The organism is Streptomyces sp. NBC_01237, from assembly GCF_035917275.1.
Classification (GTDB): Bacteria; Actinomycetota; Actinomycetes; order Streptomycetales; family Streptomycetaceae; genus Streptomyces.
In genome coordinates this window covers 3,955,185-3,976,425 of the sequence record NZ_CP108508.1, presented here as the reverse complement: position 1 = coordinate 3,976,425, position 21,241 = coordinate 3,955,185, and the positions used below count along the sequence as shown (strand labels likewise).

The 21,241-nt window shown below is 71.9% G+C and carries 15 protein-coding genes; 10 read left to right on the top strand and 5 right to left on the bottom strand.

Annotation, left to right across the window (positions count from 1 at the left end; genetic code table 11):
* Nucleotides 1–10 precede the first annotated feature (10 nt).
* Both sbnB and sbnA read right to left on the bottom strand, forming a co-directional pair.
* Nucleotides 11–1,000: a 2,3-diaminopropionate biosynthesis protein SbnB gene (sbnB, locus tag OG251_RS17570; protein WP_326678078.1), complete on the bottom strand. Its 990-nt coding sequence runs from the start codon at nt 998–1,000 to the stop codon at nt 11–13.
* Between the two features lie 8 nt (nt 1,001–1,008).
* Nucleotides 1,009–1,992, bottom strand: coding sequence for a 2,3-diaminopropionate biosynthesis protein SbnA (gene sbnA, locus OG251_RS17565; RefSeq protein WP_326678077.1), 984 nt, complete (start codon nt 1,990–1,992; stop codon nt 1,009–1,011).
* A 188-nt stretch (nt 1,993–2,180) separates the two neighbouring features.
* Between sbnA and OG251_RS17560 the strand changes: the two genes are divergently transcribed.
* The 5 genes from OG251_RS17560 (at nt 2,181) to OG251_RS17540 (ending at nt 9,461) form a co-directional block, all read left to right on the top strand.
* Entirely contained in the window at nt 2,181–4,103 is a 1,923-nt protein-coding gene (locus OG251_RS17560) for an acyl-CoA dehydrogenase family protein (protein WP_326678076.1), read from the top strand.
* The gene (locus tag OG251_RS17555) at nt 4,100–5,809 is read left to right on the top strand and encodes an acyl-CoA dehydrogenase (protein WP_326678075.1); all 1,710 of its coding nucleotides are present in this window, start codon (nt 4,100–4,102) and stop codon (nt 5,807–5,809) included. Before OG251_RS17560 ends, OG251_RS17555 begins: the two co-directional genes overlap by 4 nt.
* Before the next feature lie 91 nt (nt 5,810–5,900).
* Nucleotides 5,901–6,191, top strand: coding sequence for an acyl carrier protein (locus OG251_RS17550; RefSeq protein WP_326678074.1), 291 nt, complete (start codon nt 5,901–5,903; stop codon nt 6,189–6,191).
* The gene (locus OG251_RS17545; RefSeq protein ID WP_326678073.1) at nt 6,191–7,597 is read left to right on the top strand and encodes a condensation domain-containing protein; all 1,407 of its coding nucleotides are present in this window, start codon (nt 6,191–6,193) and stop codon (nt 7,595–7,597) included. Before OG251_RS17550 ends, OG251_RS17545 begins: the two co-directional genes overlap by 1 nt.
* 61 nt (nt 7,598–7,658) lie before the next feature.
* On the top strand, nt 7,659–9,461 hold the full coding sequence (locus tag OG251_RS17540) for a fatty acyl-AMP ligase (protein ID WP_326678072.1): 1,803 nt from the start codon (nt 7,659–7,661) through the stop codon (nt 9,459–9,461).
* Nucleotides 9,462–9,621: 160 nt separating this feature from the next.
* Here the strand turns inward: OG251_RS17540 and OG251_RS17535 are convergent, their stop codons facing one another.
* Nucleotides 9,622–10,899 (bottom strand): DUF1015 domain-containing protein, encoded by a 1,278-nt coding sequence (locus OG251_RS17535; protein ID WP_326678071.1) that lies wholly within the window; start codon nt 10,897–10,899, stop codon nt 9,622–9,624.
* A 110-nt stretch (nt 10,900–11,009) separates the two neighbouring features.
* On the bottom strand, nt 11,010–14,192 hold the full coding sequence (locus tag OG251_RS17530; RefSeq protein ID WP_326678070.1) for an AfsR/SARP family transcriptional regulator: 3,183 nt from the start codon (nt 14,190–14,192) through the stop codon (nt 11,010–11,012).
* A gap of 1,049 nt (nt 14,193–15,241) precedes the next feature.
* On the opposite strand from OG251_RS17530, the gene OG251_RS17525 reads away from it, so the two are divergent.
* Entirely contained in the window at nt 15,242–16,126 is an 885-nt protein-coding gene (locus OG251_RS17525) for a sulfurtransferase (protein WP_326681300.1), read from the top strand.
* Between the two features lie 130 nt (nt 16,127–16,256).
* On the opposite strand, the gene OG251_RS17520 is transcribed toward OG251_RS17525, so the two are convergent.
* Nucleotides 16,257–17,012: an aminoglycoside phosphotransferase family protein gene (locus OG251_RS17520; protein ID WP_326678069.1), complete on the bottom strand. Its 756-nt coding sequence runs from the start codon at nt 17,010–17,012 to the stop codon at nt 16,257–16,259.
* 274 nt (nt 17,013–17,286) lie between these two features.
* Between OG251_RS17520 and OG251_RS17515 the strand changes: the two genes are divergently transcribed.
* The 4 genes from OG251_RS17515 to OG251_RS17500 all read left to right on the top strand — a co-directional run bounded on the left by OG251_RS17515 (nt 17,287) and on the right by OG251_RS17500 (nt 21,241).
* Nucleotides 17,287–18,657: a carbohydrate-binding protein gene (locus OG251_RS17515; protein WP_326678068.1), complete on the top strand. Its 1,371-nt coding sequence runs from the start codon at nt 17,287–17,289 to the stop codon at nt 18,655–18,657.
* 107 nt (nt 18,658–18,764) lie between these two features.
* Nucleotides 18,765–19,604, top strand: coding sequence for a carbohydrate-binding protein (locus tag OG251_RS17510; RefSeq protein ID WP_326678067.1), 840 nt, complete (start codon nt 18,765–18,767; stop codon nt 19,602–19,604).
* Between the two features lie 165 nt (nt 19,605–19,769).
* Nucleotides 19,770–20,279, top strand: coding sequence for a SigE family RNA polymerase sigma factor (locus OG251_RS17505; RefSeq protein WP_326678066.1), 510 nt, complete (start codon nt 19,770–19,772; stop codon nt 20,277–20,279).
* A 71-nt stretch (nt 20,280–20,350) separates the two neighbouring features.
* A complete protein-coding gene (locus tag OG251_RS17500) occupies nt 20,351–21,241 on the top strand; it encodes a hypothetical protein (protein ID WP_326678065.1) in 891 nt (296 codons plus the stop codon).

The window sequence follows — 21,241 nt, the reverse complement described above, 5'->3', positions numbered from 1 at the left end:
TGGGCGGGGTTCAGGACAGGAAGTCCGTGATCTCCACACCCAGGCCGAGCGCGCGGGCGCTCTCGTGCACATCCACGGCCAGGGCGAGGTCGAGGACCCCGAGCCCGAACGGCGAGTAGATGGTGACCTTCTTCGGGGACGGCGTGAACGTCTTCGTACCGGCGATGAGCTGGCCGATGGACGCGTCGATGAAGGCCCGGCCCCCGGTCATCCGCTCGGCGAGGTGGAGCGAGGTGCGCTCGCGGCACACATGGTCCGCGTCGTCCACGATGTTGTGCGCCTGGACGAGCGTCTCGGGGTCGATGTCGCGCAGCGAGATGTGCAGCACCACCGTGCCGGGCGCCGCGGCCGTCAGATCGGTGTGGGGCTCGCCCGCCGAGGTGGCGAAGGAGATCAGGGACTGTGCGGCCAGCGCCTCGTCGATGCTCGCCGCGAGAGAAATGCGGGCCTCGGGAAGAATGGCCTCGCAGGCGCGGGCGAATTCCTCGGCACGGGCCGTGGAACTGTCGTAGATCGTCACTTCTTCGAGGCCGTCGATGGCGGCCTTGAGATAGCGGAGGATCTCCAGGTTGATGACACCGCAGCCGATGAGGGAAACCCCGCCGGGGCGGCGGTCGCGGGTCAGCATCTCGGCGGCGAGTGCGGCACTGGCCGCGGTGCGCGCGGCCGAGATCAGGGAGCCTTCGAGAAGGGCCTCCGGATGGCCGGTGCGCAGTGAGTTGAGGAGCATCGCCGCACTGGCGCGTGCGATGCCGGACTGGATGTTCCCGGGGAACGAGGAAATCCACTTCATTCCGGCGGCGGGCCGGTCGCCACCGCGGTACGAAGGGAGGCCGATGATCCGGTTGGCGGGCTGGTCCGGAAAGCGGAGGAAAATGGAGTGCGGGACTGTCGTGGCGCCCTGTTCGTGCAGTTCGTAGGTCGCCCGGACCGTCTCGATGTGTTCCCGTTCCTTTCCGCTGAGGAGCTTCTCCACATCGGATTGACGGATTACCAGCATGAGGCGGATCAACCCTTCCACAGGTGCGAGACTTCACCGAAGTTCTCGCGCACCCAGTCGTCGGAATAGATGGTCTTGAGATAGCGGTCTCCCCCGTCGGGGAAGATCAGCGCGGAGACGGAGCCGGGCGGAATGCGCGGCAGCATCTTGTCCACCGCGGCGAGCACGGCCCCCGACGATCCGCCGGCCAGGATCGCTTCGCGCGCCACCAGCCGCCGGCAGTACACGACGCAGTCGAGGTCCGAGACGTGCACCACGTCGTCGGCCGCTCCCGGGTCCATCAGCGCCGGGCGCACGGAGGCGCCGTGGCCGGGGATCAGCCGTCGGGCCGGGGGGCGGCCGAAGATGGCGCTGCCGTCGGCGTCGACCGCCACGATCGTGGTCGGCAGACCGGCCCGGCGGATGTAGTCCGCGCAGCCGCGCAGGGTGCCGAAGGTGCTGACCGAGCAGAAGAGGAAGTCGAGCTGCCCGTCGAGGGCCTCGACTATCTCGTGCATCGTGCTCTGGTGAGCCTTCGGATTGAACAGATTCGCATACTGATTGGGCGAGTACGCGTGGGGAACGGTCTCCAGCAGTTCGCGTACCCGGCGCAGTCTGACGGGCAGGAACTCCCCGGTAGCGGCGTCCCTTTCGTCGACCACCTCGACCTCGGCCCGGTAGGCCTTGAGGATGGCCAGGTTCTGCTCCGTGGTCTTGGCGTCGACCACACAGATGAAGCGCAGTCCGAAGTACCTGCATATCTGGGCGAGTCCGACCGCCAGATTTCCCGAACTCGACTCCACGACCACCGAACGCCCCGGCGTGATCTCGCCGCTGCGCAGCGCCTCGACGATCATATTGAGGCCGCTTCGGTCTTTTATACTGCCACCTGGGTTGAAACGCTCGATCTTGGCGAAGACTTCTGACTGCCCCTCGGGAAACATTCTTTCCAGCTTCACGAGGGGCGTCTTGCCGATCGTACCCAGAATCCCCGAATTCGATCTTTTCGGCATGGATTCCCTCTCACCTGTAGGCGTGCAATGGAGACAGTAGCCGCCGCTCAAACGGGGTTACGGGTTCTTCGCTGGCAGGGAAGTGCCACCGCAAGGTCCTGTCAGCCCGGGTCCGGGACAGCGCTCCGGTGAGTGCCCAAGACTGGGCTTCTTCCGGAATTCACGCGTTCTCTGATTCAGGTGGAGTTGTGACGAAACCTCAGCTTGTACCGGACGGGCCGGCGCGCTACGCGCCGTACGACCTGGCCGGCCGATTCGACCAGGACCTGGGCGATCCGCACCGCCGGGACCTCCCCTTCTTCGCGGGCCGGCTCCGTGAACTCGACGCGCTGGAGGCTTTTCCCGAGGACGCGGTCCGGCTGCTCGACGAGCGGGGACTGCCCGCGTACTACGTGCCCGTACGGCACGGCGGTGAGCTGCGGAGTTACGAGGACCTGCTCCAGCTGGTCCGCGTGGTGGCCCGTCGCGATCTGACAGTGGCCATCGCCCACACCAAGACCTATCTCGGCGCGGTCAGCACCTGGGTGGGCGGTACGGAGGAGCAGGCGCGGGCGCTCGGGGAGCGGGTGTCGGCCGGTGCGGTGGTCTCCTGGGGTCTCACCGAGCGGGACCACGGCAGCGACCTGCTGTCCGGCGGGCTGAGCGCCACCCCCGGACCGGACGGGTACCGGCTCGACGGGGAGAAGTGGCTGATCAACAACGCCACCCGGTCCCATCTGGTCTGCGTCCTCGCCCGCACCGCACCCGAGGGCGGCACCCGCGGCTACAGCCTGCTGCTGGCCGACAAGACGGCGCTCGCCCCGGACACGTACAGCACGCTGCCCGCCGCGAGGACGCACGGCATCCGGGGCGCGGACATCAGCGGCATCGCGTTCCACGGGGCCGGGGTCCCGGCCGGTGCGCTGATCGGCGCCGAGGGCCAGGGCATCGAGATCGTCCTGCGCAGCCTCCAGATCACCCGCACCATCTGCGCCGCCCTCTCGCTCGGAGCCGCCGACCGGGCCCTGCGCATCGCCGCGGGATTCGGCCTGGAGCACGAGCTGTACGGGAAGCGGCTCATCGACCTGCCGCAGGCACACCGCGGCCTGACCGAGGCCTATGCCGATCTGCTCGCCATGGAGGCGGTCACCCTCGTCGCCGGGCGCGGAGTCCACGCGCTCACCGAGGAGATGAGCGTCACGTCGAGCGCGGTGAAGTACCTGGTGCCGAGCACGGTCGACGAACTGGTCTCCTCCATGGGCCAGTTCCTCGGGGCGCGGTCCTTCCTCAGCGAGGAGTTCGCGCACGGCGCCTTCGCCAAGCTGGAGCGCGACCACCGCATCGTCGGCATCTTCGACGGCAACACCCTGGTCAACCTGAACGCCCTGATCAACCAGTTCGGCTCCCTCGCCCGCGGCTACCGCGCGGGCCGCACGGACGCCGAGGGCCTCACCACCGCCGCGACCCTGACCGCACCGGTCCCCGACTTCGACCCGGCCCGGCTCGTGCTGACCTCGCGCACCGGCAACAGCCTCGCCGCCTCGCTGCCCGCGGGCGTCGCCGAGCTGCGGCGGCTGGCCGCCGACGGCGAGGTCTCCCCGGCGCTGCTGGCCCTGGCGGAGGACCTGCTGAAGACCACCGACGAGACGCACCGGCGGATGGCGGCCCACCGGCCCACCCCGCGCGATGTGCCGGCCGGGGCCTTCTCGCTGGCCCACCGCTACACCCTGTGCACGGCCGCGGCCGCCTGCGTCCAGGTCTGGCTGCGCAACCGGGACACGGTGGCCCGGGACACCCCGGCGGTCGACGCGCTCTGGCAGGACGGCCTGTGGCTGGAGGCGTGCCTGAGCCGGCTGGTGAGCCGCCTCGCACCGGGCGTGCTGCCGACGGCGGCCACGGGCGGTGCGCGGGACGACGGCGGCGAGAACGGCTACGGCGACGGCGGTGCGACGAACGGCGACGGCGCGAAGGGCGACCTCACGGCCGACCCCACGGCCGTGCTCGACCGGCTGATGCCACCGCTCCTGGACCAGCACCGGACGGGTCAGATGTTCTCCCTGCTCCCCTTCCCGCTGGCCGCGCCCGACGCCGGCCCCGTGCACATGGCACAGCCCCTTCTGGAGACGTCATGAATCCGACAGCCGCCACCCCGTGCACCACGGACGACCTCGAAAGGGTCCTCGGGGACGCCGACGACCCCACCAATCCGCTGGGTTTCGGGGCGGTACTGGAAGCGGACGAACGCGCCGAGATCCTGCCCGCGGGCGAAAAGGCCCTGGACGCCTTCGGGTTCAACGCCGAGTTCGTCCCCCGACGGCTCGGCGGCCACCTCGTCGGCATCGAGCGCCTGATGCTCATGATGCGTACGGTCTCCCGCCGCGACCCCACCCTGGCGCTCGGCTACGGGTTCACCAACTACATCTCCGGCTCCGCGATGTGGACCTCCGGCAACGAGAGCCAGCAGCGCCGGATGGCCGACATCCTGCTCGGCGGCGGCAAGACCGCGGCCGGGTACAACGAGCTGGCCCACGGCAACGACTTCACCCGCACGGACCTCGCCGCCACCACCCACGGCGACCGCATCCTGATCAACGGCCGCAAGCAGATCGTCAACAACCTCGGCCGGGCCGACGCCGTCCTGCTGCTCGCCCGCACCGGCGACGGGCCGGGCAACCGCAGCCACTCCCACCTCTTCGTCGACCTCGCCGCAGGACCCGCCGACCGGGTCGACCGCGATGTCCGCTACCCCACCGTGGGGCTGCGCGGATGCCTCATCGGGGGCGCCGAGTTCACCGACTACCCGGTGCCCGGCGACGCGACCGTCGGCCCCGTCGGCGGGGCGATGGAGACCGTGCTGCGGGCCTTCCAGACCACCCGCGCGATCCTCCCCGGCATGATGGTCGGCACCTCCGACACCCTGCTGCGCACCGTGACCCGCTTCGCGCTCGACCGGAAGCTGTACGGGCGACGCGTCGCCGACCTCCCGCACGCCAGGGCCACCCTGACCGGCGCCTTCCTCGACCTGCTGGCCGGTGACTGCCTGTCCACCGTGGCCTGCCGCGCCCTGCACGTGCTGCCCGGCCAGACCAGCGTCCTGACAGCGGCCAACAAGTACCTGGTGCCCAAGGTGCTGCACCGCTCTTCGCACGCGCTCGGCACGGTGCTCGGCGCCAACTCCTATCTGCGCGACGGCACGTACGGCATCTTCCAGAAGTTCGCCCGCGACCTGCCCGCCATCACCTTCGCGCACGCCAACGCCTCCGTGTGCCAGGCCACGATGCTGCCCCAGCTGCCCCGGCTCGCCGCGAGAAGCTGGGGCAGCGCCCCGCGCCCGCCCAAGGAGCTGTTCGAGCTCGACGCCCCACTGGGCGACATCGACTACGGGGCCCTGGAGCTGACCTCCCGGGGCGCCGACCACCTGACCGCGGTGCTCACCCACCCGGGCACCCGGGCCCTGCTGCCCGACACCGCGGTGAGCCTGGTGGAGCTGCTGGCCGCGGACCTCGCGGACCTGCGCGAGCGCTGCCTCGCGCTGCCGCCGGGCGAGCACTCGGTGGTCGCCGGCCGGGCCGGATTCGCCCTGGCCGACCGGTACGCCCAGCTCGCCATGGCCGCGGCCTGCCTCGGCGTCCAGCAGCACAACCAGCACAGCGACGACGCGTTCCTGCGCGGGACCGACTGGCTGACCGGTGTCCTGCACCGGATCGCCGCCCGGCTCGGCCACGACGTGGGTGCCCTGCCCGACTCGACGGAGCGACGGCTCTTCGAGGAACTCGTCTCCAGGGAGGAAAACCATGAGGGCTTCGACCTCGGCCGTCCGCCGCTGGCGCGCGCCTGACATCACGGCGTACCCGAACCCGTACCCCTACCCGGACCAAAAGCCCCTTCCGACCAACTTCCACACCCTGCACATCTCAAGGAGCCTTCTCATGTCCGATCTGACCACCGACTTCAGCGCCGACCTCGGCACCGGCTCCACCGTCGAGACCATCCGCACCTGGCTGACCGAGCGTGTGGCGTACTTCCTCGACATCGCCCCGCAGGAGATCGCCCCCGACGACCTCCTCGTCGAGATCGGTCTCGACTCCGTCTACGCCCTGACGCTGTGCGGCGACGTCGAGGACGAGTACGGCATCCTCGTCGAGGCGACCCTCGCCTGGGACCACCCCACCATCGACGCGCTCACGGCCCACATCCACTCCGAGCTCGGCGCCCGCTGATGGCGGAGACCGGACCCGGGGCCAGAGCCCTGTCGGTCGGGCAGGAAGCGCTCTGGTTCCTGTACTGGATGGCTCCCGAAAGCCCCGCGTACAACGTGCAGGCAGCCCTGCGGATCCGCGGTCCGCTCGACGAGGACCGGGTCCGCCGGGCCCTGCGCACCGTGGTGGAGCGGCACGATGTGCTCCGCTCCACCTTCGCGGACACCCCGGCGGGCCCCCGGCGGCTCGTCGGGGCGCCGGAGTCGGTCACCCTCCGGGTGCGCGAGGCTCCGGGCGTCACCGAGGACAGCCGGATCGTCAAGGCGGTACGGGAGTTCGGGGACACCCCGTTCGACCTGACCGGAGAGGGCACCTGCCGGGCACTGCTGCTGCGGTCGGCGCCGGACGACGCGGTGCTGGTGGTCTCCACCCACCACATCGTCACCGACGCCACCTCCCAGTGGCTGCTGCTCCAGGAGCTGCTGGACGCCTACGCGGCGGACGGCGCCACCTCACCGGCCCCGCTGAAGCGCGGATACGACGACTACGTCACCCAGGAACAGGAGCTGCTGGCCGGACCGCGCCGGGAACGGCTCCAGGAGTTCTGGCGGGAGTTCACCGAGGGCGCGGTCGCCGCTGAGCTGCTGCCCGACCGCCCGCGCGGCGAGGACCGGCCCGGTGTGTTCAACGGGGCCACCTGTGAACTGCGCATCCCCGACGCGCTGCTGCCGCAGCTGCGCGAGACGGCGAGGCGGTCGGGCGTCACCGGCTTCGCCCTGCTCCTGGGCGTCTTCCAGACCCTCGTCCACCGCTACACCGGCCGCACCGACTTCCTCATCGGCTGCCCGACCACGGCCCGCAGCGGCCCCGGCATGCGCCAGGTCGTCGGCTATCTGGTGAACACCCTGGTGCTGCCGGCCCGCTTCACGGCGACCACGACCTTCGAGGAGGCGGCGGGCCAGGCACAGCGCCAGGTCATGTCGGCGATGAAGCACATCGGCTACCCGTACGCCCTGCTCGCCGGGGAGGACCGCTACGGCAGCCGGAACCCGCCGGTGCGCATGGCCTTCACGATGGTCGCGCCGAGCCGGCTGGAACCGCTGCTCCAGAAGGTCACCGAGGCGGCGGCGCACGGCACGCGCACGGAGTACGGCGGTCTCAGCGTCGAACTCGTCGATGTGCCGCAGCTGGAGGGCCAGTTCGACATCTCGGTGGAGATGCGGCAGAGCGCCTCCTCGCTGACCGCGGTGTTCCGCTACGCCACGGACCTGTTCGACGAGGGCACCGTCAGGCGGCTCCTGGACCACTACGTGCATCTGCTCACCGCCGCCGTCGCCGACCCCGGCGCACCGGTGTCGCAGCCCGCGCTGATCGACACCGGCGAGCTGGACGCGCTGCTGGCGCTGGGGGCGGCCGATGACTGGTGACCCCGCCGGTGACGCCCGGTCCCCGCGCATTCCCGCCCACTTCCCGACCCAGGGGGTTTCCATGTCCCAGCACCACCAGCTCATGCGGGCTCCGAGCGCCACGGCGCGCATCCGCGAGAACGCGCTGACCACTCCTGACGAGCCCGCGGTGATCTTCGTCCGCGACCCGTCCGCCCCCGACGGCGCCGAGACCTGGTCCTACGCCCGGCTGGATCACGAGGCCCGCAAGGTGGCGGGCTGGCTCCAGGCGCGGTACGCACCGGGCGACCGGGTCCTGCTGCTGTACCCGGAGAGCCTGGAGTTCGCGGCCGCGTTCGTCGGGTGCCTCTACGCCGGAATGGTCGCCATCCCGTCCTCGCTGCCGGGCCAGTACAGCCACCAGCGGCGCCGGGTGGACTCCATCGTGGAGAACGCCGCCGTCGCGGCCATCCTCACCAGCGAGGCCGCCGCCCCTTCCGTACTGGACTGGGCGGGCTCGGACTCCGCCTCCGGTATCGACTGCGCCGTCACGGACGGTCCCGCGTTCACCGACGCCCACGCGGCCGCCTGGCGCATGCCGGAGGCGGACCACGACAGCCTGGCGCTGCTCCAGTACACCTCAGGGTCGACCTCCACCCCCAAGGGCGTGATGGTCAACCAGGGAAACCTGCTGCACAACTCGCAGATCCTCAGCGAGGCGTTCGGGCTCGACCGCACCACCCGCTTCGGCTCCTGGATCCCGCAGTACCACGACATGGGGCTGCTCGCGATCCTGCTGCCGCCGCTGCTGCTGGGCGGCTCCTGCGTGCTGATGAGCCCGACCACGTTCCTGAAGCGGCCGCACTGGTGGCTCCGGATGATCGACAGGTACGACATCACCTGGTCGGCGGCGCCGAACTTCGCGTACGAGCTCTGCGTGCGCCAGGTCACCGACGAGCAGCTGTCCCAACTGGACCTTTCGCGCTGGCGGTTCGCCGCCAACGGCTCCGAGCCCGTGCAGGCGTCCACGCTGACCGCCTTCGCCAAGCGCTTCGCCCCGGCCGGCTTCCGCAGCGACACCATGGCCCCGTGCTACGGCATGGCCGAGGCGACGGTGTTCATCTCCGGCACCGGCCCCCGCGAGCTCACCGTCAGCCATATCGACGAGGAGCGCCTGGAGCGCCACGAGTTCCACCCGGTGAGCCTCGCGGAGTCCGGCCGTGACGTCGTCAGCTGCGGTGCGGCGGCCGCCTACGACGTACGCGTGGTCGACCCGGGCACCCGCGAGGTGCTGCCCGACGGCCGGATCGGCGAGATCTGGCTGCGGGGCCCGAGCGTCGCGCAGGGGTACTGGGGGCGCGAGGACGCCACCCGCGAGACGTTCCGGGTGGAGACCGCGGACGGCGACGGCGGCTATGTCAGGAGCGGTGACCTGGGCACGGTCCACGACGGCGAGATCTATGTCACCGGCCGGATCAAGGAACTGATCATCCTGCGCGGGCGGAACATCTACCCCCAGGACGTCGAGCACTTCCTGCGGGTGGAGGAGGACGAGCTGGTCGGCCTGTTCGGCGCGGCCTTCGTCGTCCCCGTCCAGCTCCCCGACGGTGGCGTCGAGGAGCAGCTGGTCGTCGCCCACGAGGTGCGCGGCGGCATCAAGGAGGACGGTCTCCGGGAGCTGGCCACCCGGATCAAGGCCCACATCGCCCGCGGCTTCAGTGTGCGGCCGGGGGCCGTCGCCCTGGTCCGGCGCGGTGGCATCCTGCGGACGACGAGCGGCAAGATCCAGCGCGCGGCGATCCGGGAGACGTTCCTGAAGGGCGGGCTGGAGAGCCGCTACCTGGACGTCAACGGCCAGGTCGGCGCGCTGCTCGCGGAGGCCGGGGAGTCCCGGGCGGCTGCCTGAGGGAGCTGAGCGGGAGTCCCGGGCGGCTGCCTGAACGGGCTGAGCGGGAGTCCCGGGCGGCTGCCCGAAGGGGCTGACGGAACGCGAAGGGCGGGCCCGGTCGGACCGGCCCGCCCTTCGCGTGCGAGGGGTGCCGCCCGCCCCTTGCGCGGAACAGTGCTCAGTGGTGTTCGAGGCTGCGCAGCACCAGGCCGGTGGGCGGCTTGGGCCCGAACGAGGTCGACTTGCGCGGCATCGTGACCCCTTCCCCGGCGAGCAGCCGGACGACCTCCTCGCGCACCGGATGCAGCAGGACCGCGGTACCGCCCTGCCGGCGCGCCCGGTCGACGGCGGCGCGGGCGTCATGGACATAGGCGATGTCCGCCGGTCCGTCCGGGACGCGCCACAGGTGGTCGAGCAGCGTGGCGTGCAGGACCGCGGCGTCCAGCGCCCGCCAGGCCGGGGGCCGGTCCTCGGGGAGCGTCCGGGCGAGCAGGTCCGGGTCGGGGCGGTCGATGAGGTGGAAGTCCGTGCCGCCGGTGAGCAGGAAGGCATTGCCGTACCGGGCGGCCTCGGCCAGCACCTCCAGGGCGGCGGGCAGCGGGGCCGCGACCGGGCGGACGCGGAAGGAGCCCGCGACGGCCGCCAGCGCCTCGGCCACCGGCAGGCGGCACAGGACCCGGTGGATCGCGCGGACCTGGAAGGGGTGGCGGGCGGTGTCGACCAGCAGCACCAGGCCGAAGTCCCACGCGTCCGAGCGCGGCTGTTCGGAGCGGAGACGGAGGTACGTCGCCCAGCGGTGGTGCCCGTCCGCGATCAGGGCCTGCCGGCCGGAGAGGTCGGTGTCGATCTCCGCCAGTTCGGCGGGGTCCGTGACGGCCCACAGCCGGTGGCGGGTGCCGTCCCGGGTGGTCGTCGTCAGCAGCGGGGGGCGCCGTGCGGTCCGCTCGACGACGGCCCCGGCCCCGCACCGGCCGCCGTCGCCCCGGTAGGCGAGCAGCAGCGGTTCCAGATGGGCGGCCGTCGCCCGCATCAGACCGGCCCGGTCCTCGACGACGTGCGGCAGCACGGCCTCGTGCGGCAGCACGATGCCCTCGTCGGGCTCGGACAGCCGCAGCGCCCCGATGATCCCGCGCTGGACGAAGCCCTCGCCGCGCTGCTCGCACACATACAGCGCGGGCTCGGCATCCGGCACGAGTACGCCCCCCGACAGCCAGCCGCGCAGCGTGGCGGCGGCCCGTTCGGCACGGGCGGCGGGGGTGGCCCCCTGCGGCAGGATCAGCCGCACGATGTTGTGCGGATCCGCGGAGTCCGGATGGTGCGGCCCGTCCGGGCCCGCCCCGGCGGCGTACGGCGGCGAGGTCACGGCGGCGAGGCTGCCGACGCGCTCGGGGACGTAGCGCAGGCCGCGGAAGGGAAAGAGCTGCAGGCCGTTGCCCGCAGGGCCCGTAAATGTCATTGGCGCATCGTAGGAAGGCGCCTTTTCGATCCGATTTCACGTCGGGAATCCGATTTCGCGCCGGAAAAGCGGAAGGCGGCCGGGACGCCGCGGCCCCGACCGCTCCCCGGCTACCGGGTGCCCAGCAGCCGGGCCAGCGTGTCCGCGTCGACGTGGACGCCCTGCCGGGTGGTGCCGACCGTCTCCGTGATCTGGGCGGTGCGTTCCTCCCATGCCGTCGCGGCCAGGAAGCGGAAGATGTCCCGGGCGCGCTGGAGCCGGGCGACCGCGGCGGAATCCCCCCGGATGGCCTCGGCGCAGGCCCGGTCGGTCTCGATCCTGGCCTGGAGGAACCGGTCCCCGACGTCCTCGGCGGCGGTGAGCGCGTCCCGCAGAATGGCCTCCGCCTCGGTGGAACGATTCTGCCGCCAGTACGCCTCGCCCAGGGCCCGCAGGGCGTACGCCTCGCCCAGCCGGTCGCCCTGTGCACGTGTCAATGCGATGACCTCGCGGCAGGTCTCCTCCACGCGGGGCAGCTCACCCGCCCGGAGGTACGCCTCGGCCAGCCGGTAGATGTTCTGCGCCTTTCCGCGGACGGAACCGGCCTCGTCGCTCGTCCTGATCGCCTCGCGCAGCAGCGTGATCCCGAGGCCGGTCTCGCCGCGCTCCAGCTCGATCTGGGCGAGCAGACCGAGCGCGTGGGACCGGCTGGTCGGGTCGTCGGTCCGGCCGAAGTGGTCGAGCGCCTCGCGGCAGTACCGGGCGGCGTTGTCGAGGTCGCCCTTGAAACGGGAGCACAGCGCCAGGTTGCGCAGCACGATGGCCCGTTCATGGAGGTCGTCGCTCCCCTCCAGCAGCTCCATCGCCGACGAGAGCAGGGAGTCGGCCTCCGCGTAACGCCGCTGGTAGATCGCCAGCGTGCCGAGCGAGCGCAGCATGATCGTGGCCCCCGGATCGTCCCCCGCGCTGCGGGCGCCGTCCAGGGCGGTCTGCGCGGTCTGCTGCCAGTCCTCCAGGTAGTTGCGCATCTCGAAGAGCGGCATGGTGCGCGCGGTCAGACCCCAGGCGTGCGCGGAGGCCCCGCTCTGCGCGGCGTGGGCGACCATGCTGACGAGGGAGGTGCGCTCGGACTCGAACCACTCCAGGGGGTCGGCCAGCAGTTCCCCGACCGTCTCCTCGGGCAGGGTCACTTCGAGTCTGGCCCGGTGCGGGGCCAGGTGGCCCTTGCCGTAGAGCTGCCGGTGCGCGGTGTCGGCCAGGGTGAGCATGGTGCCGTACGCCCGCTCGATCGTGTCGTCCCGGTCGCCGTCGGAGTCCTCGGCGTGGGCGCGCTCCCAGGCGAACAGCCGCAGCAGCTCCTGGAAGCGGAAGCGCACCGGGGCGCCCGGGACGAGGGTGGAGACCTCCAGCAGCTGGGCGTCCACGAGCTGTTCGAGCAGATCCTCGGCCTGGTCGATGTCCACGTCGAGGACGGCGGCGGCCGTCCACGCGGCGAACGTGGTCACGGGCAGCAGCCCGAGCCGCCGGTAGAGCCGGGCGGCGTCCGGAGACAACTCCCGGTAGCTGAGCCAGAATCCGGCCCGCACCCCGCCGTCGTTCGGGCTCAGGACGTCCAGACGGCGGTAGCGGTCCTCCAGGCGGGTGGTCAGCTGGCGCAGCGACCAGTGGGGACGGGTGGCCAGCCGGCCCGCGGCGATCCGCAGGGCCAGCGGCAGCCGCCCGCACAGATCCACCAGCCGGGCGGCGGAGGCGGGATCGGTGGCGACCCGCTCCGCCCCGATCACGGTGGCGAGCATGCTGTCGGCCTCGTCCGGCGTCATGACCTTCAGATGGATCCGTACCGCCGCGTAGTCACTGGTCAGTTCGTCCAGCGGGTCCCGGCTCGTGATCAGTACGAAGCACTGGCCGCGCCCCGGAAGCAGCGGCTGGATCTGGGTGAACGACCGCACGTCGTCCAGGATGATCAGCAGCTTGCGGTTGTTCAGGAGCGAGCGGTAGAGGGCGGACCGCTCCTGGAGGTGGGCCGGGATCTGCGCGCTGGGCACGCCGAGACCGCGCAGCGACTGGTCGAGCACGGACATGGGCGACAGCGGCTTGTCGAACTCGTGATAGCCGTGCACATCGATGAACAGCTGTCCGTCGGGGAAGCGTTCGGCGACCCGGTTCGCCCAGTGCGCGGCCAGCGCGCTCTTGCCGATGCCGCTCACCCCGGAGATGACGGCGACCGAGAGCGGGCCGCGCTCGTTGTCACCGGGCAGCAGCCCGTCCAGCACGCTGATCGCGGGCAGGCGCCCGGTGAACGCATGTACGGGGAGGGGGAGTTGGGCGGGCACGGCGACGGTCACGCCGTGGGTGTTCCCGGCGGGCGCGGGCGCGGGTGTGTGCGGCTGGGCGGGGGCCGGGGTGTGCGCGGGGGCGGCCGTCGTGCCCCGGTCCGCGTTCGTGTCGACGGTCGCGTCGGCGGGAGCGGGGGAGGCGGCGTGGAGAGGAGCGAGCGAGGGGAACAGGAGGGCGGGGGGTGCGGTGGCGGCGGGCCGCTCGCCGAACCCCTCCAGCTCGTTCGCGTCCTGAAGGATCTGCTGGTGCAGTTCCTGGAGCGCGGGTCCCGGTTCGATGCCCAGTTCGTCGACGAGGGCCCGGCGCCCCTCCCGGTACACCTGGAGAGCCTCGGCGCGCCGGCCCGCCAGGTTGTGGGCGTGCATGAGGTGGGCCCTGGCCTGCTCGCGCAGGGGGTGCTCCTTGACCAGAGCGGTGAGCCGGGTGATGACCGAGTGGTGTCCGCCCAGGCGCAGCTGTAGCGCGGCGTATTCCTCGTTGATGTCCAGTCGAAATTCGGACAGTTGCGTGACCGTGTCGTCGATCCGGTCGCCCGCCAGTCCCTCCAGTACGGGTCCCCGCCACAGGGCCAGGGCGTGCTCGAAGAGAGCGGTGGCCTCGTCGAGGCGTTCGTCGTGCGCCGAGGTCAGACGGGCGCGTGCGACGGATTCGCTCAGATCCTGAAGATCGATATAGCAGTTCTTCGAATGGAGGATATAACCAGGATGCCGCGTCTCGATCAGATCTTCGACCGAAGCCTTTTCCCGGAAAAGCTTACGAAGCGTAGTAATGCAAATGGCGATTTGGTTACGTGCGGTGGTCGGCGGAGTCCCCTGCCACACGGCCTCGGTCAGGGCCGCCACCGATACGGTGCGGTCCGGAGAGAGCAACAGCGTTGCCAGTACGGCCCGTTGGCGTGCACTGCTCACCCGGATCGTCTCGCCGTCCGCCGAAATCTCCAACGGCCCCAGCAGTTTGAAGGACAGCGTGCGGGTCACTGCATGTTCCCATCCCGGTCGTATGCCCCACGGCATTCGGGCGCCATGAACCGTTCCTGTGCGAGGTGGCTGGAACTCGCACGCGGACGGTCGGGCTCCGGAATCGTGCTGCACCGCGTACGGGAGCCGGCGCGACAACCGGGTATCGCCTCTGACGCTCCGGTCCCCTGGCCGGTCGGCCCGTAACCCGCGGACGGCCGAGCGGCGTTGGTCGAAAGCGGGCAATGGGCAACAGTAGGCATGTTTCCAATGATCACTACATGCGGCACAAAGTCAATGCAGATTCCCCGCATCAATGCGTGTCGCGTTTCTCGGCATAATTTGAGCATAGTGGGCGTCGGGTGGCGGGCCGGTCTCCGCGTGGCCTCTCCGGCCGCGGCCCGCCGCGCACCGTCGGATGGGGCGCTCGTACGCCCCTGAGCAGGTACGACGGCGTCGTCGTCGCTGTCCGGCGCGCGGCGGCAAGATCGTTACCGTACCTGCCCCGGGTGGATTTCGTGCGGCGGGGTCCAATCCGGCGGGGAATCCTGTGAACCGGTATTGCGGAAGCCGGTCGCGCGGCGGAGACCTCGGGCGCGGTTACCCGGAATGCAATAGTCCGCAGCCTGTTTCGGTCGCTTTATCCGGTATCTTCCGATGAATCGATGCAGCGCGTTCGGTGGACCGGATATCGGTGACGGATAGTGATCCCGCCGGGTTCCCCGCCCGGCTCTCCCCGGAGCTGCGTGCGGGTATTGACGGATCCTCAGCGACGCGGAATGAAAGGGATGTTGGAGCGGATTGTCCGGGCCCTTCGGCCGGTATAGCGCAATGGCCGGTGCCGTCGTTCCCCGGAGTCCGCCCGCCCGCGCGGCGTGGTAATTGGCCCGGCGGATTAGGCGGGGCGGGCACCGTGCCGGAGGGCGCGGGGAGCACGCGCTGTAAGTTCCTGGGCCTGGACGATGTTCCCGGGCCCGGACGCCGGTCCCGCCCGGACCGGTACGCCTGGAGTGATCGTGATCGAGGACGAATCGCCGTACGCCCGCCTGAACGACGGCTCCGTACCCCCGCTGCCCGGAGTCCTGCCCGGATTCCTGCCAGGAGCCCTGCCCGGGCCTCTCGTCGGGATCGGCTGGCTCGCGCCGCGCCTGGGGACGCCGGGCCTGGTGGTGCTCGACGCGTCGGTGGGCGCGCACCGCGGGGCGGACCGGCGAATCCCGGGCGCGCGGGCCTTCGACATCGACGGGGCGCTGTCCGACCCCTCCTCACCGGTGCCCCATACGATGCCCGGCGCCGACCGGTTCGCACGGGAGCTGCGCGCCCTCGGCGTGGGGGACACGGACACCGTCGTCGTCTACGACGCGGCGGGTGTCTACTCCAGTGCCCGCGCCTGGTGGATGCTCCGTGCGATGGGCTTCGACCGGGCCGCCGTGCTCGACGGCGGTCTGCCCGCCTGGTCGGGCGCCGGACTGCCGGTGGAGGAGGGCGCACCCGGTCCCGCACCGGCTCCGGGGGACTTCACGGCGCGGCCGCGCGCGGGGCTGTTCGCCGACAGCGCGGACGTGGTGGCGGCCCTGGCCGAGCCGGGGACGGCGGTCCTGGACGCACGCTCCCGGGAACGGTTCTCGGGCGCCGCCCCCGAGCCCCGTGCCGGGCTGCGCGGGGGCCATATGCCGGGGGCGGTGAACCTGCCCTTCGGGGAGCTCCAGCACGAGGGCCGGATGCGCCCGGCGACGGAACTGCGGGCCGTCCTCGGGGACCTGGTGGGGGAGCGGGAGCGGCTGGTCGTCAGCTGCGGGTCGGGGGTGACCGCCTGTGTGCTGGCGCTGGGGGCCGAGCTGGCGGGTTTCCGCGGGACGGCCGTGTACGACGGATCGTGGAGCGAGTGGGGCCTGCCGTCCCCGCTCCCGGTCGTCCGGGAGCAGGGCGGGACGGAGGCCCCGCACGGCGTGTGAGGGCGCGAGGGCGTCCGGGAAAGGGGAGTGCGCCCGCCCGGCGCGTGAGCGGTCGCGGACCGGCCCACCGGCGGCTCCCGGTCACCGCCCACCGCCCGCGCGTCCACCCCTCCCCCCCCCCGTATCCGGATCACGGCACATGGCTCCGTACGAGCGCCACCGCCTCGTCCAGCGCCCCTGCCTCGCGCTCCGTCAGCCGCGGGTCCGCCGCCCGGCGGGCCCGTGCGCGGGCCAGGTCGGCGACGGACACACCGCCGTCGGCGGCCAGCTCCGTCAGCAGCGCCGTGAGCAGCGACCGGACGCCCGTGGCCGCGGGCGCTGCCGGAGTGCGGGGCGCTCCCGTCGCCGTCCCCGCTGCCTCCTGTCCCGCCGTCCCCTTCCCCGCCGCCGGGAACGCGGGGTCGAGGGCGACCTGGGCCAGGATCAGGGCCGACATGGCCCGGTCGAGCCCCGGCGGGCCCTCCACGGTGTTGCTCCAGTCGATGACCACCGGCCCCCGGTCCGTCAGCATCACGTTCTCCGGATGCAGGTCGAGGTGGAGGATGCGCTCCTCCGGGTCCGGGGAGAGACGGGCCGGTATGGCGTGCAGTTCGCGCAGGAGCCCGGCGAGCAGCGCGCCGCCCTCCGCCGCCTCCAGCGCGCCCGTCAGCAGGGCCTCGGCCATCGTCGGACCGGTCAGCCGTTGCAGCACCAGATCGGTGGCGCGGGCCCCGTCGGCGCGCGGGCCGATGCGGGGGACCGGGAAACCGAAGGCGCAGAGGTAGGACATCACGGCCAGTTCGGGGGTGGTGTCGGTGCTGTCGCGGTAGCGGCGAAGGACCCAGGAGCCGTCGAGTGCGTACACATCGGCGGTGCGTCCCGAGCCCAGAAGTTGGCCTGTGTGCATGGGGCCGAACCTACCCGTGCGTACTCGCGAAAGGGAGCCGCCGGAGGTCCCCGGTGCTGATCGGGCGCGTAATCGCCGGTCGGCCGGGGGCTCCGGGGCCCGCCCCATAACGCGAAGTGAGGGGGTGAACGGGATCTCCTCGGCCCTCCGGCGCGCGACTACGGTTTCGGCAATTCCCGAGTCCGGCTCGCCCCGGGTCCCCCACCCGGGAGCCCGGCACTCCCCTTGGGCCGCCGCCCCCCGAGCCCAAGCCCCCGACACCGAGGAGAGTTACGTGGACAACACCAAGCTCCGAAGACGCGCACTCGCCGCCTGTACCGCCACCGTCGCGGTGGGTGCGCTCGGTCTCGCCGGTCTGACCGGTGTCGCGTCGGCCGACCCCACCGGCGCCGCGACCCCGGCCGCCGCGGCCGGCCTCTCGCCCGGTCTGCTCCGGGCCATGGAGCGCGACCTGGGCCTGGACGCCGACGAGGCCAAGAGCCGGATCGGCAACGAGTACCGGGCCGCGGCCGTCGCCGCCGGGCTGGAGAAGTCGCTCGGCGCCAGCTTCGCCGGAGCCAGGGTGAGCGGCGACCGGGCGACGCTCACCGTCGCCACCACCGACGCCTCCGAGACGGCGGGCATCACGAAGGCGGGAGCGCGGGCCGAGGTCGTCGGCCACAGCCTGGACCGCCTCGAAGCGGCCAAGGCCGCGCTGGACGCGGTCGCCCTGCGCAAGGCGCCCGCGGGCGTTCCCGTCTGGTACGTCGACGTACGCGCCAACCGGGTCGTCGTCAACGCCGCGAGCCCCCGGGCGGCCGACACGTTCCTCACCGCGGCCGGGGTCCGCCGCGATCTGGTGACCGTCGCCGCGTCCACCGAGCAGCCCCGTACCTACGCGGATCTGCGCGGCGGCGACGCGTACTACATGAACGGCTCCGGCCGCTGCTCCATCGGCTTCCCCGTGAAGCGCGGCACCCAGAACGGCTTCGTCAGCGCCGGTCACTGCGGCACCCCGGGGGTGAGCACGAGCGGGTACAACCAGCAGGCGCAGGGCTCCTTCCAGGGCTCCACCTTCCCCGGCCGCGACTACTCCTGGGTCGCCACGAACGCCAACTGGACGCCGCGCGCCCTGGTGAACGGGTACGGCAACGGTGATGTGACCGTCACCGGCTCCACCCAGGCCGTCGTCGGCTCGTCCGTCTGCCGCTCCGGTTCCACGACGGGCTGGCACTGCGGCACGATCCAGCAGCTCAACACCAGCGTCACCTACCCCGAGGGCACCATCTCCGGGGTGACCCGTACCAACGTCTGCGCCGAACCCGGCGACTCCGGCGGCTCGTTCCTCACCGGCAGCCAGGCGCAGGGCGTGACCTCCGGCGGCTCCGGCAACTGCTCCCAGGGCGGTACGACGTACTTCCAGCCGGTCAACCCCGCGCTCCAGGCGTACGGGCTGACGCTGGTCACCAGCGGCACGCCGACCGACCCGCCCACCGACCCGACCGATCCGCCGACCGAGCCGGGCGGTACCTGGGCGGCCGGGACGACCTACGCCACCGGTGCCACGGTGACGTACGGCGGATCGACCTACCGCTGCCTCCAGGGCCACCAGGCGCAGCCGGGCTGGACCCCGCCGAACGTCCCCGCGCTCTGGCAGCAGGTCTGACCGTCCCCGCGCCTCCCCGCGCACCGCGCTCCTTCCCTCTCCGTCCCGCCTCTCCTCGCTCCGCCTCCCCGTACCTCCCCGCTCCGAGGAACCCCGAGGAATCCGACATGACTCCAGAAGCAAGCGACGACCTTCCCCGCAACCGCCGGATCAGCCGTAAGAGCATCCTGAAAGCCGCGCTCGTCGCGAGTGCCGCCCCGCTGCTCGCCGGAGGGGGTGTCGCGCTCGCCCGTGACGTCGGCTCCGGCGGCGCCCCCCTGACGCCCACCCCGGCCTGCGACGACGGGGACGACCCGACGCCGCCGCAGATGGAGGGCCCGTACTTCAAGCCCAACTCCCCGCTGCGCACCAGCCTGGTGACACCGAGCACCCCCGGCATCCCGCTCACCGTCAGCGGCTATATGTTCGGCCGGGCCTGCAAGCCCATCGCGGGAGTCCTCCTGGACTTCTGGCAGGCCGACACCAACGGTGCGTACGACATGTCGGGATTCGCCTTCCGCGGGCACCAGTTCACCGACAAGGGCGGGGCGTTCAGCCTCACCACGATCGTGGCGGGCCTCTACCCCGGCCGCACCCGGCACATCCATGTGAAGGTCCAGGCCCCCGGCCGTCCGGTCCTGACCACGCAGCTGTACTTCCCCGACGAGCCGCGCAACAACACGGACGCGCTCTTCGATCCGGCGCTGCTGATGAACGTGCGCAGCGTCGGGAACGGGCGGCAGGGCACGTTCGACTTCGTCCTCGACATCGCCCAGACTCCGAACCCGACCGATCCGCCCACCGACCCCCCGACCGACCCGCCCACCGGAACGTGGTCGGCCGGGGCCTCCTACCGCGCGGGAGACCGCGTCACCCACGGCGGGGTCGCCTACCGCTGCCTACAGGCCCATGTGGCCATGGCGGGCTGGGAACCGCCGAACGTCCCCGCGTTGTGGGAACGCGGGTAGACGCACGGCAGCAGGTGCGCACCACCGCCCAACGGGCCCCGTCCACGCGGACTTCCGCGTGGGCGGGGCCCTTCCGCCGTTCGTCTGAAACATTTCCGATGCCCCGTCGCGTCGAAGGGGTGCGGGGCGGGGCAACGGGACCCGGGCCGGGCGAACGGGGAGGGCATGAGGAAGTCGCGTACGGAGGACTTCAGGGAGTTCGCGGCCGGACGCGCGAGCCATCTGTACCGTTCGGCCTGCCTGCTGACCAGCGGCGACGTTCATCTGGCCGAGGATCTGGTGCAGGAGACGCTGGGGCGGATGTATCTGCTCTGGGGCCGTGTCCACCGCATAGACAACCCGGCGGCGTACGCGCAGACCGTGCTCGTACGGACGTTCCTGACCCACCGCCGGCGCCGGTCGGCGGCCGAGCGTCCGCAGGCCGAGCTGCCCGACACCGGGGCGGCGGCGGGTGATGACCCGGCGCTGCGGATGACGCTGCTGCGGGCCCTGTCACAACTGGCGCCCAAGGACCGTGCGGTGGTGGTGCTGAGGTACTGGGAGGACCGGAGCATCGAGGAGACCGCCGAGGCCCTCCAGGTCAGCTCCGCCGCGGTACGGACCCGCTGTGTACGGGCGCTCGCCAGACTGCGCGAGCTGCTGGGCGGCAGCATCACGGAGTTCGCGTCCCGCTGACCGCCCCGATCACGGAATCGCCGTTCGCCGTACGGCATTCACTCAACTCAGAACGAGAAGTGGTGTTTCGCATGCCCTTTGAAGAAGAACTCAGCGAGGAACTGCGCCGGACGGGCGAGACCTTCGACCTCGGCAACCGGCCCGCCGTGGTGGCCGGCGGACTCGAAGCGGGCGTCCGCCGTCAGCGGCGCCGCCGGGCGACCGCCGTGACCGGCAGCGTGCTGGCGCTCGCCCTGATCGGCGCGGGCGGGGCGTTCGCGGGCGGACTGCTCGACGGTTCCGGCACCACGTCCGACGTGGCGAGCGCGGAGCGGACCGTGACGGCGGGGGCCGGGAGGGGCATCTCCGACGGCAGCCCCGTGGCGACGGGCTCCCCCTCCGGTTCGCCTGCTCCGACCCCGACACCCAGCCCGACGCACCCCTCGACCGCGACGCCCACCCCGACGCCCACGGCCTCCACGACCAAGCCCCCGGCTCCCTCTCCGACTCCGACCCCCTCCGCGTCGGTGCCCGCGGGCGCCCCTTCCCCCGAGCTCGACTACACGAAGCTCATGCCCACCTTCCAAAAGCTCCTGCCCAAGGGTCTCCCGATCGTGGAGAAGGGGCACGAGGGCGGTGAGTACGCCTATGTCGTCGCCGACGACGGCAAGGGCAGGTCCCTGGTGCAGATCAATGTGCAGCGGGACATGCGGGACGCCGCCGACGAGCTGTATGCCGGCGCGAAGACGCTGCCCGACGGCACGAAGCTCAAGACCACCAAGCAGCCGGGGGAGAAGGGCGGCGAGGGCGTCGTCTGGTGGACGGCCGACACGATGCGCACGGACGGCATGCGCGTCGTCGTCTCCGCCTTCAACTCCGGCGAGCAGTCGACGCCCGCCACCCGCGCCGAGCCCGCGCTGACCATGAAGCAGCTCATCTCGCTGGCGACCAGTGCCCAGTGGCTGAAGCTCCAGCAGAAATAG